11 protein-coding genes and 1 pseudogene are annotated in these 11,387 nt (G+C 63.1%); 11 read left to right on the forward strand and 1 reads right to left on the reverse strand.

Annotated features, from left to right (window positions below; genetic code table 11):
* The first annotated feature begins 75 nt into the window (after positions 1-75).
* The 11 genes and pseudogenes from IPP68_09280 to IPP68_09330 all read left to right on the forward strand — a co-directional run bounded on the left by IPP68_09280 (position 76) and on the right by IPP68_09330 (position 9,896).
* Positions 76-480 (forward strand): biotin carboxyl carrier domain-containing protein, encoded by a 405-nt coding sequence (locus tag IPP68_09280; GenBank protein MBL0350551.1) that lies wholly within the window; start codon positions 76-78, stop codon positions 478-480.
* Between the two features lie 5 nt (positions 481-485).
* Positions 486-686: a winged helix-turn-helix domain-containing protein gene (locus tag IPP68_09285; GenBank protein ID MBL0350552.1), complete on the forward strand. Its 201-nt coding sequence runs from the start codon at positions 486-488 to the stop codon at positions 684-686.
* Positions 683-1,468 (forward strand): undecaprenyl-diphosphate phosphatase, encoded by a 786-nt coding sequence (locus IPP68_09290; GenBank protein MBL0350553.1) that lies wholly within the window; start codon positions 683-685, stop codon positions 1,466-1,468. The genes IPP68_09285 and IPP68_09290 overlap by 4 nt, the downstream gene beginning before the upstream one ends.
* 11 nt (positions 1,469-1,479) lie before the next feature.
* Positions 1,480-3,756 carry a DNA translocase FtsK 4TM domain-containing protein gene (locus tag IPP68_09295; GenBank protein MBL0350554.1) on the forward strand — a complete coding sequence of 759 codons (2,277 nt, stop codon included), beginning with the start codon at positions 1,480-1,482 and terminating at the stop codon, positions 3,754-3,756.
* Positions 3,753-4,406 (forward strand): outer membrane lipoprotein carrier protein LolA, encoded by a 654-nt coding sequence (locus IPP68_09300; GenBank protein ID MBL0350555.1) that lies wholly within the window; start codon positions 3,753-3,755, stop codon positions 4,404-4,406. The genes IPP68_09295 and IPP68_09300 overlap by 4 nt, the downstream gene beginning before the upstream one ends.
* A gap of 14 nt (positions 4,407-4,420) precedes the next feature.
* Positions 4,421-5,269, forward strand: a complete 849-nt coding sequence (locus IPP68_09305) for a helix-turn-helix domain-containing protein (GenBank protein MBL0350556.1) — start codon at positions 4,421-4,423, stop codon at positions 5,267-5,269.
* Positions 5,266-6,648 (forward strand): 30S ribosomal protein S12 methylthiotransferase RimO, encoded by a 1,383-nt coding sequence (gene rimO / locus IPP68_09310; GenBank protein ID MBL0350557.1) that lies wholly within the window; start codon positions 5,266-5,268, stop codon positions 6,646-6,648. Before IPP68_09305 ends, rimO begins: the two co-directional genes overlap by 4 nt.
* Positions 6,645-7,265 carry a CDP-diacylglycerol--glycerol-3-phosphate 3-phosphatidyltransferase gene (gene pgsA, locus IPP68_09315; protein MBL0350558.1) on the forward strand — a complete coding sequence of 207 codons (621 nt, stop codon included), beginning with the start codon at positions 6,645-6,647 and terminating at the stop codon, positions 7,263-7,265. The genes rimO and pgsA overlap by 4 nt, the downstream gene beginning before the upstream one ends.
* Entirely contained in the window at positions 7,262-7,759 is a 498-nt protein-coding gene (locus IPP68_09320) for a phosphatidylglycerophosphatase A (protein ID MBL0350559.1), read from the forward strand. Before pgsA ends, IPP68_09320 begins: the two co-directional genes overlap by 4 nt.
* A gap of 127 nt (positions 7,760-7,886) precedes the next feature.
* Positions 7,887-8,992, forward strand: a pseudogene (recA, locus tag IPP68_09325) (recombinase RecA).
* Positions 8,993-9,002: 10 nt separating this feature from the next.
* Positions 9,003-9,896: a tyrosine recombinase XerD gene (locus tag IPP68_09330; GenBank protein ID MBL0350560.1), complete on the forward strand. Its 894-nt coding sequence runs from the start codon at positions 9,003-9,005 to the stop codon at positions 9,894-9,896.
* A gap of 69 nt (positions 9,897-9,965) precedes the next feature.
* On the opposite strand, the gene IPP68_09335 is transcribed toward IPP68_09330, so the two are convergent.
* On the reverse strand, positions 9,966-11,282 hold the full coding sequence (locus IPP68_09335; protein ID MBL0350561.1) for a thiolase family protein: 1,317 nt from the start codon (positions 11,280-11,282) through the stop codon (positions 9,966-9,968).
* Between the last annotated feature and the right edge of the window lie 105 nt (positions 11,283-11,387).

The following is an 11,387-nucleotide window of genomic DNA, read 5'->3' on the forward strand; positions in this document are numbered from 1 at the left end:
GTGACGGAACGCCCCGCCCCCACCAACGGCCTTCGATTGCCGGGCCCCGACGAGCTTCGTCATTATTACGAACTCATGCGGGAGCGGGATCTCCTGGAATTGGAGATCCGCGACGGCGGGTTCTATTTAAAATTGGCCCGGCCCGCCCCGGGGGGCGTCGTTCCCCAGGTCCCCGCGCTGGCGGCGGCTCAAGCGCCCCCGCCCCCGGTCCCCTCGGTCGCGGCCGCCCCGACGCCGGCGGCGCTGTCGATTACGTCGCCCTTGGCCGGGGTGTTTTACCGCTCCCCCGCCCCCAACGCCGCCGCCTTTGTGAAAGAAGGGGACGCCGTGGCCTACGGCGATGTCCTGTGCATCGTCGAGGCCATGAAGGTGATGAACGAAATTCGCGCCGACAAGCCCGGCAAGATTAAAAAGATCGCCGCGGAAAACGGCAAACCGGTGTCCGCGGGGCAAGACCTCTTCCTCCTCGAACCGGCCTGACCGGGATGCATCACGAAATCGGCCAGGCCGGCGGCCTCGTGCTGGAATATCTCACCCGCCAAGGCGAATCTTCCGCCCTTCAAATTCGCTCGGACCTTCGATTGACCCAAACCTTGTTGTATTTGGCCCTGGGGTGGCTTTCCCGCGAAGGCAAGATCGACATCGTGGCCCGGGACCGAACCTACTGGGTGCTGGTTAAATCGTGACCCTCCTCCGCGCGGCCCTGCTCGGTGTGGTGCAAGGCCTCACCGAATTCCTTCCCGTTTCCTCCGACGGCCATCTCGCCCTGTTTCAAGCGGCGTTCGGCGAGGGCTCGCTCGCCCTGGACGTCGCCCTCCACGCGGGAACTCTTCTTTCCATGTTGCTCTTTTTCCGTTCCGACCTCGGACGCCTCTTTCAAGGATTGACCTCCCGCGTCGATGACGAACCCCGCGCCCTGGAGAGACGGCGACTTCTCTTAATTCTCATCGCCACGGTTCCGACCGGGATCATCGGATTGGGGCTCAAGCACACCGTGGAACGTTTATCGATGTCGCTTTTGGCCGCTGGCGTTGGGTTTCTCATCACCGCGGCGTTTCTATTGGCCGGCGAACGACGGGGCCGGCGGGAAGGGGGCCTCTCCCTCCGGGATATTCCACTTTGGCACCCCGTGCTGATCGGTCTCGCCCAAGGGGCCGCCGTCTGGCCGGGCTGGTCCCGAAGCGCCTCCACCATCGGCCTCGCCTTGGTTTTGGGCTGGCGCTGGGACGACGCCGGCCGCTTTAGCTTTCTGGCGGCCATGCCGGCCATTTTCGGCGCGGTGCTATTGACCGCCCGGGACATCGCCGCCTTGCCGCCCGTTCCGGCGGTGGTGGGCTTTCTCGTTTCCTTCGCCGTGGGGACGCTCTCGCTCCGAATCCTGATGCGGTTTCTGGCCGCCCGGCGCCTCTGGCCCTTTGCCCTGTATTGCCTCGGGTTGGGCCTCTTCGCGCTCCTCAAAAGTGTGTAAAATAAGCCGACATGGCCTTTTCCCTGAACGCCCGATTTAAAACCAACGCCCGCGGACGCCGCCGTTCGGAAACGAAAAACCGCGGCTCCTTGCCGGGCATCGTCCTCATGACCGCCTCGGTTCTGGCGATGTATTGCGTGTTGTTCCCTTTGGGTTTGGGGGGAAAACCGATCAAAGCGGCCTTGGCCACGGCCTTCGGCGTGGGCCGGTTTATTGTGCCTTTGTGGGCGGGCTACGTCGGGCTTCGATTTTCTCTGCGGCGCCCCTGGCCCCAACCGACGTTGCGCATCGTCCTGGGGGCGTTGTTCCAGGCGGCCGCCCTTTCTTTCGTCAGCCTTTTTTCCCAATTGGCTTTCCAACAAAATGCCGCCGGCGTCGTCGGGTTGGCCGGGCAGGAATTTTTGGTCCGCCTTTTTGGCCCTCCGGGGGCGTGGCTCGTGTCCCTGACGGCGATGGGACTCGCCGCCGCCGGGTTGATGCGCGTCTCCCCGATGACCGTGGTGGAATGGTTGTGGACGCAACTTAAAAACGATGTGAACGAATGGCGCTCCGCGCGCCAGCAGACCGCGGCGAAAAAAGATCCTGTGGTGAAGCCGCGCCCGATGGCGCCCGCCCCCCTCGAGCCCCGACCGGCCCCGACCGTGGTCAAAAACACGCCGACCCCCGTCGTTGCCGCGCCGCCTCCGGCCGCCCCGACGCCGGCCCGTGAATCGGCCAAACCGGTCGCTCCGCGGCACGCCCCCGCCCCCGCGGTGGCCGTCGCCGGCCCCGCCGCCGCGGCGCGCCCGCCCTACCAATTGCCGCCGATCAGCCTCCTGAGCGAACCCGACAACAAGGGCCGCCAGCCCGCGGAAGACGCCTTGGTGGCCAAAGCCAAAATTTTGGAGCAAACCCTGGCCAATTTCGGGGTCGAGGCCCGCACCACCGACATTCACCCGGGCCCCGTTATTACCCGTTATGATTTGGAACCCGCCCCGGGCGTCAAGATCAGCTCCATCGTCAACTTGGCCGACGACATCGCCCTGGCCATGAAAGCCACCCGGGTGCGGGTGCTGGCGCCCATCCCCGGCAAAGGAGCGGTCGGGGTGGAGATCCCCAATTCCGAATCCGTGATCGTCTCGTTGAAGGAAATCATCGCCGACGCCCGATTTCAAAACAGCGTGTCGCCCCTCACGGTCGCCCTGGGAAAAACCAGCTCCGGGGAGCCCCACGTCACGGATTTGGCGCCCATGCCGCATCTCCTCGTCGCCGGGGCCACCGGGGCGGGAAAATCCGTGGCGATCCACACGCTCATCATGTCGGTCTTGTTGCGCGCCAAACCCGACCAGGTCAAATTTTGCCTCATCGATCCCAAGCGGCTCGAATTGCCGGTGTACGACGGCCTGCCTCACTTGTACGATCCGCGCACGGGCCCCGATGCCGCCCAGGTCATCACCTTGCCCAAGGAAGCGGCCAAGGCGCTCCAGCGCATGGTCAAAGTGATGGAATACCGCTACGAAATATTCGCTCGGGCCAACGTCCGCAACATTGAGGGTTACAACGAAAAACGCCGGGCCCAGGGCCTGCCGCCGGAGTTTTACATCATCGTCGTCATCGACGAGTTGGCCGACTTGATGCTGATTTCCGCCAAAGAGGTGGAAGACTGCATCCAACGCCTGGCCCAAATGGCCCGGGCCGTGGGGATCCACCTGGTCCTCGCCACCCAACGGCCCTCGGTGGACGTCATCACGGGCGTCATCAAAGCGAACCTCCCGGCCCGCATTGCTTTGCGGGTGGCCTCCCAAATCGACAGCCGCGTGATTTTGGACGGGCCCGGAGCCGAATCCCTGGTGGGGAAAGGCGACATGCTCTTTCTCCCGGCGGGAGCGCCCCAACCCATCCGCCTGCAAGGGGCTTTCGTTTCCGAAAAAGAAGTCGAGGCCGTGGTCAATTTCTGCAAGAGCCAGGGCGGCCCCGACTACGTGGACATCTTCGCCCAGATCGCCGCGGCCGAGTCCGCCCAGGAAGATTCGGAAACCCGCCAGCAATTGGACGAAGCCCTCCGCCTGGTGGTCGAGCGGAAACGCGTTTCCCAGGACCTCCTTAAAGCGCACTTCGGCTCCTCCGCCCGGGCCACCAACGTCTTGTCGCTCCTGGAAGTCAAAGGATTCATTTTCAAACCCGAGGGCACCAACAAGTGGGAAATCTATTTCGACAAGATCGACGATTACTTCCGAATCCCCGGAGCGCCCCCGCCGCCGCCGGAAGAACCCACGACGCCCACCCAATCGGAGAGAGCGTCCGCGTGAGGCGCTCCGCGCTGTCCCTCCTCCTGGTCGCGGCCGCGGCCGCGTCGCTGCGGGCCCAATCCGCCGAGGAGGTCGTGGCCCGGCTCCAACGGGCTGAAACCGAGATCCAGCGGCTCCAATTCGATTATCTTCAAACGACCCGGATCCCGCTCACCGGCGAAACGGTCAAATCCAAAGGCGCCGCTCTCTTCGAACGCCCCAACCGCTTCCGCCTCGAACAAAAATCACCCCAACCGCAAACGGTCGTTTGCGACGGGAAAGACCTCTGGTTTTACCTCCCGGCCCGGGGGCAAGCGCTTCGGGATTCGGTCGACAACTGGGCCCGGTCCGCGGGCTTCCCCCAGGGTCTGTCGCCCTTCCGTCTCGAAACGACGGAACTTCGCGCCAAATACGATATCGCGCTCGAAACGCCCGATCCCAAAACGCCGATTCTCCGGTTGACCCCCCGGGGGGACCGCGCTTTCCCCTACGACCTTCGCGTGTGGGTGGACCTGGCGTCGGGGCTTCCGATCAAAACCGAATTGTCCTCCAAAAGCGTGACCGCGACGACCACCGTTAAAAATTTTAAAATCAATGTCCCTTTGAGCCCCGACGCTTTTCGGTTTTCTCCTCCGGCGGGAACCGACGTGATCGACGCGCCATTGAAATAAATCGAAGGAATCCCATGACCGACATCGCTCCCGGCACCATCGGCCAGTCGCTACGCAACCGACGGCTGCAGAACAATAAAACCATCGAGGACGTCGCCGACGCGACGCGCATCCAAGCCAAATTCTTAAAAGCCCTGGAGGAAGAACGCTGGACGGAACTGCCCGCCCGGGTGTTCCTGGACGGCTTTCTTGTGAAATACGCCGAATTCCTCGGTCTGGACGGAAAAGACCTCCTCCGCCAATTGCGTCAACAACTGGGCCAGACCGACAAACCGGCTTTCACCAACCCCGAACCCGTCCCGGAGGCCGCCGGCGGCGGCGGTTCCCTCCTTCAAATTCGCCTGCCCTTCGTGATGCTGGGCGTGGTGTTGGTGATTCTGGCGGGTTTCTATTTCTACCGCTCCCAGCAGGAACGGCCGCGCCCGGGCCCGTTGAACCTCAACAACGTCAACGATACCCAGCCCCTCCCCGCGGTTCTCTCGTCGTCGACCACCGCCCCGACCCTCCCCATCGTTGAACACACGGCCACGGTGCGAGCCCAAAATCTGGTGTGGTTGCGGGTGTGGGCCGACAACGCCGTCAAATTCGAAGGCACGTTGAACGCGGGCGAGACCCGGCGATGGACCTTCCAATCCCTGTTTCGGCTGCGCGCCGGCAATCTTTCCCGGGTGGTGATGGACGTGGACGGCGGCGCCGTTCCGACTTCGAGCAGTTCCAATCCCGGCGAAGTGGTCTGGCCGGGGACCAACGGGGAACGCGCCACCCTGACGCTCTCGGCCCCGGCGGTTCGGCCGGCCGCGCGCCCGACCGCAACGACCCCCGTCCTCCGCTCCACCTCCCCCGCGCCGGTCCCCCACGAGTGACGCGCGGCCGGGTGGCTTTCGTCGTTCTTGGCTGCGCCAAGAATCAGGTGGAAGCCGAAAGCATGTCGTCGCGCCTGGCCCGAGAGGGCTGGGAAATGACGGCGGACCTGCCCAACGCCTCGGTGATCGTCGTTCACACCTGCGGCTTCCTGGAGAGCGCCCGAAAAGAGGCGGCCGACACCTTGGCCGGCATTCGCAAAGCCGCCCCCCGTTCCTTTCTGGTCATGACCGGTTGCTTCGCCCAATACTTGAACGGCAAATCCTGGCCGGGGGTGGACGCGCTTTTGGGCACGGGACAATTCCACCGCCTTCCCGACGTGATCGATGAAAAGCGGCGGCTGAAAAAAGGCCTGCCCGGGGGCGCCGCCGCGGCGACGGACCGGGGTCCCAACGGCTACCACGACGCCGCCCTTCCGCGCCCACTCCGACCCGGACAGCAATCGGCCTACCTGCGCCTTTCCGAAGGGTGCAATCACCGATGCACCTTTTGCGTCATCCCCCAATTGCGCGGCAATCTCAAAAGCCGACCGGCCGCCGACATTCTGGCCGAAGGCCGGGGGTTGGTGGATCGGGGCGTTCGCGAACTGGTATTGATCAGCCAGGACACCACCGACTACGGCCGCGACCTCCCGCATTTTGGACTGACCGATCTGCTCCAGGATTTTCGACGGTGGCCCGACTTGACCTGGCTCCGACTGCTTTACGCCTACCCCTCCGAAGTGAACGACCGCCTCATCGACCTCCTGGCGGAGGAACCCAAACTCTGCGGGTATCTCGACATGCCCCTTCAACACATCGCCGACGCCGTGCTTAAAGCCATGGCGCGGGAGGGGGGGGAACGGGCGACCCGAACCCTTTTGGACCGCCTTCTAAAACGCGTGCCCGCCCTGGCCCTCCGCACGACTTTCATCGTCGGGTTCCCCGGCGAAACCGAAACGGATTTTCGAAAAGCCGAATCCCTCGTGGCCTCGGGCGTCTTTGAGCACGTGGGCGTGTTCCCCTATTCCTTTGAGTCCCGGTCGCCCTCCGCCCACCTGCCGGGACAGGTTCCGGCGGAAGTCGTCAGCGAACGGTGGCAGCGTTTGTTGGACGCCCACCGGAAGGTCAAAACCGCCAAGGACAAGGCCCGCGTCGGGTCCGACATCGAGGTCTTGGTGGAATGGGACCCCGACGGCCAGCCCACGGCCCGGGCGCGGCACCAGGCGCCGGAAGTGGACGGCGGCGTGCTCCTCGACCGATGGCCGGCTCCCGGCTTTCACCGGGCCCGCGTTACCGGCGTTCGGGACATCCATTTAACGGCGCGGACTCTGTCGGCTCCGGCCCAACGAATCGCGCCGGCCCGGCCGAAATCCAAGCCTCGCGCGGGGGCGCCCCGATGAATCTGCCCAACAAACTCACCGTCGCGCGCCTGGCGTCGGTTCCTTTTTTCCTCTTGTGCGTCTCCTGGGACAACGTCTACGCGCGCCTCGGCGCTCTGCTGATCTTCGTCGGCGCCGGCATCACCGATTTGGTCGACGGCCACATTGCCCGAACGCGGAACATGGTCACGCCCTTGGGGGTGTTCCTGGACCCCCTGGCCGACAAACTGATCATCACGGCGGCTTTCATTTCCTTCATCGAACTCCGGGACCTTCACATCCCCGCCTGGATGATCGTCGCCATCGTGGGTCGGGAATTCGTCCTCACCGGCCTGCGGGCCGTGGCCGCCAGCCAGGGGCAAATCATGGGGGCGGACGACGGGGGGAAATTCAAAACCTCGATTCAGAACACGGCCATTATCGCCATTCTGGTCGCCCTCCTGGTCGCCTCCGGACTGGAGCGCTTCGGGGGGCATTCCATTGAAAGTCTTTATGCCCGGGGCGGTTGGCGCGGGGACGCGGCCCGCGTCCTGGATTGGGTTCCTTTCTGGATGGCCTTCGGCGCCACGCTCTTTTCGCTGGTCACGGGTGTGAGCTACCTGCGCAAACATTGGGCCTTGTTGAAGGAAAATCCGTGACCGAGAGCCCCCGCCGTTCCTGGGGCCAATGGGCCGTTTTGTCCGTGGCGACCGTGGGTTTTCTGGGGTGGGCCCCCTACCACCTGGTTTCCCACAAAAAATGGAAAGGCGGCGGTCTTCTGGGGACCCTCGCCGGCGCCGCCCTGCTTTGGATCGCCCCTGTCGGCGGCCCCCGTTTGTGGGCGTTTTTTGCGGCCGTTCTGGTGGTATCGGTCGTCACAAGCCATTGGGCGGAAAAGTGGCTCTCCCTGGACGACCCCCGCATCGTCATCGATGAAGTGGCCGGGGTCTGGACCGCCTGCCTTCTTTTGCCCCGGGCCACCGTTCCTTTTTTGATGGGCGTCTTTTTCTTTCGCGTCTTCGACGTTTTTAAAGGCCCCTGGGGCCGAGCGGTGTCGCGCCTTCCCGGCGGTTGGGGCGTGGTGGCCGACGACCTGGTGGCGGGCATCATCGCTTTTTTTCTGACCAAGGGAATTTCCGCCGCGATTCTTTAAACGCCGCGTCCCCGGACGCAGACCCTACCCTCCAAAACACCCAACCACTATACAAACGAATAGTTTTTGTTGACAGTCGCGTAAACGATGTATTACGATCTCCTTTCGAACCCATCGGAGGATCCAAATGTCCCAAACCAGCACCAAAGACGAGAAATTTAAAGCCCTGCAACTGGCCCTTTCCACCATTGAAAAGCAGCACGGGAAAGAAGCCATCATGAAGTTGGGGGAAAAATCCGCCAAAGTGAAGGTGGACGCCATTCCGACCGGTTCCCTGCCTTTGGACATCGTGCTGGGCGTGGGCGGGCTTCCCCGGGGCCGCGTGGTGGAAATCTACGGTCCCGAATCCTCGGGCAAAACGACCCTTTCGCTTCACGTGGTGGCCGAAGCCCAAAAACTGGGCGGCACCGCGGCCTACATCGACGCCGAACACGCCATGGACCCGGAATACGCCAAAAAGCTCGGCGTCGACATCGACAACCTCCTGATCTCCCAGCCGGATTCCGGCGAACAGGCCCTGGAAATCGCGGACCAGCTGATTCGAAGCGGCGCGGTGGACATCATTGTGGTGGACTCCGTGGCGGCCCTGGTGCCCCGGGCGGAAATCGAAGGGGAAATGGGGACTCCCACGTGGGTCTCCAGGCCCGCCTCATGAGCCAGGCCCTTCGCAAATTGACCAGCAACATCGCCCGTTCCAAGACCTGCATCATCTTCATCAACCAACTGCGCATGAAGATCGGCGTGATGTACGGCAACCCCGAGACGACCACCGGCGGCATGGCGCTCAAGTTTTACGCCTCGGTGCGGCTGGACATCCGCCGCGTCGAATCCATCAAGCAGGGCGACAAAGTCGTGGGCAACCGCGTCCGCGTCAAAGTCGTCAAAAACAAAGTGGCGGCGCCCTTTCAGCAGGCGGAGTTCGACATGCTTTTCGGCGAGGGCATCTCCCGGGAAAACAGCCTCATCGACATGGGCGTCAACGCCGGCATCGTGGAGAAAGCCGGCACGTGGATTCTTTACAAAGACGAACGCCTCGGCCAGGGCCGCGAGAACGCCCGGGAATTCCTGAAGGCGAACAAAAACATCGCCGACGAGATCGACAAGGCCATCCGGGCCAAGTTTTTCCCCGGGGACGGCGCCGCGGCCGTGGAAGCCAAACCGGCGGCCGAAAAAGAAGTCAAGGAAACCAAAGAGAAAGAGCCCGCCCGCGCCGCCAAAGCCGCTCGCGCCTAGGGGGCCCTCCTTGCCCGAAGAAGCCGCGGCGCTCCCGCCGTTTCTTCAAGAGTTCCTCGACCACCTGCGGGTCGAGCGGAAGCTGGCGGCCAACACCCTGGCCGCCTACGGGGCCGATCTGAAGGCCTATTTTCGGTATTTGAACGAACACCGCCTTCCTTTGGAGGCGGTCAACGCCGAAACCCTGGCCGAATTCCTTTGGGCGCGCCGGACCGAAGGACTTAAAGCGGCCAGCCTCTTGCGCCTGGCCGGCGCCCTGAAACAATTCCACCGCTATCTGAAGCGGGAAGGTCACACCGACCGGGATCCCACCGCCACCCTCACGGGACCCAAAAAACCCGAGCGCCTGCCCAACGTCTTGACCGAAGAAGAAGTGCGTCGTCTACTGTCCCACACGCCCTCGCCCCTCCGCTTCGGCGACCGCCGCTTCCGGGCCATGCTGGAACTTCTCTACGCGACGGGGTTGCGCGTCAGTGAAATGGTTTCTTTAAAGCGGGATCAGGTGGATTTGGAAGTGGGGTATGTGCGGGCCTGGGGAAAGGGGGGAAAAGAGCGCGTCGTCCCAATGAACCGGAGGGCGATCGGCGCCCTCCAAGGCCTGCTGTCGGAGCGGCCGGTGGGTCCCGGAGGCTTTTTGTTCGCCCATCCTTCCGGACGGCCCCTGACGCGCGTGTCCTTTTGGCAACACCTTCGCCGGTGGGCGGCCGCCGCGGGGGTTCATCGGCCGCTCAGCCCCCACGTCTTGCGCCATTCCTTCGCCACCCACCTGCTGGCCAACGGGGCCGATCTTCGGTCCGTGCAGGAAATGCTGGGGCACGCCGACATTTCCACCACGCAAATTTACACCCACGTCGACCGCGAGGCCCTCAAACGGGCCCACCGCCAATTCCATCCGCGCCCGTAGGATCCGTTAAAAAAGAAGACGAGGCTCGATCGAAGCGATCGAACCCCGTCGAATAAAGGACGCGAACCCTCAGACGCCGTATTTCTTGAGGATCATGGCCCCGCCCAGGCCGCCAGAAGCACAAGCCGTGGAGAGGCCGAAACGGGCGTTGGGGTCGGATTTCATTGAATAAAGCAAATTGAGCAAAAGCCGCACACCCGTCGCGGCCAAGGGATGCCCCAGGGCCAAGGTCCCGCCGTTGGGGTTCAAGGCGCCCGACTCGTTGGCCGCCGCCCAGTCCTGGTTGAATTTTTCCTTGCCCACCCGGAAAATGGAGAGACAGGTCGCCGCGAAGGCCTCGTGCAGCTCGATGTGGGAAAGTTCCCCGAATTTCAACTCCGCCCGCTCCAGGGCGATGTTCGTCGCGAAAACCGGAGAGATGCCCATGTAGGCCGGGTTGGTCCCCCAGAATCCCCAGGAATAAATTTCGGCCAAAATTTCGAGCCCCAAATCCTTGGCCCGCTCCTCCGAACACACGATCACGACCGCCGCCCCGTCCGATCGGGCGCAGGCGTTGAACAGCGTCACGGTCCCTTCGCTTCGGCCTTCTTCGTAGGTCTTCCCTTGGATGTACGACCCGTTGTCCCGATAAAAATCCTTGATGGAATAGGACGGCCCGTCAAAAATGGTCGGGGCCTTTTCGAGCATTTTGGGTTTTTCCACCAGGCTCTCCCGCAAAAACGGGTATTCGTCCTTTTCCAGCACCGTTTGACCGCCCCGTTCAATGGGGACGACGTGGGTGGCGTAAAACCCGGTTTTCTCGCCGGTCAATCCCTTGCGATAACTTTCAAAAGCGTATTTGTCCTGAGCCGCCCGGGAGATTGAATACATCTGGGCGCAGATTTCGGCCGTGGCGGCCATGTTGATTTTTTCAATGGGATCGGTGAGGCCTTCTTCGGTGGTGTCGCGGATGGCGATCTCCGGGTCTCCCCACAGGTTGGCCCATTCCGCCTTGACGGTTTCCAGGGATCGAAGCTTTTTGTGGGACCGGGGTCCCCGGATGGCGTAGGGGAAATTGGACATGGACTCCGTCCCGCCCGCCAGGTACAAATCGCCCTCGCCCATCACGATGTGTCGATAGGCGCTGGCCACGGTTTCCAAACTGGAAACGCAGTTGGCTTGAACGGTGTAGGCGTGGGCTTTGACGGGCAGACCGGCTTTCAAGGCGGTCACCCGGGCGATGTTGGGGGCGTGGGATCCTTGACCCACCCAACCGACCAGGACGCCGTCCACGGCGTGGGGATACAGGGATGTTTTTTGGAAAACGCCGCGCACCGCGGCTTCCATCAGGTCTTCGGGAAGAAACCCGGCCAGGCTTTTGCCCAGATGTCCGATCGGGGTTCTCACCCCTCCGCAAATCACAACTTTTTTGGGCGTGGCCTTCATGGGTGTCCTCCCCAGCGTGTGGACCGGCTTCGCTTTAAGGCTAGCCCCCGGGCGCGGCTTTGTCAA

It is taken from the genome of Elusimicrobiota bacterium (assembly GCA_016722575.1).
GTDB lineage: Bacteria > Elusimicrobiota > Elusimicrobia > FEN-1173 > FEN-1173 > JADKIY01.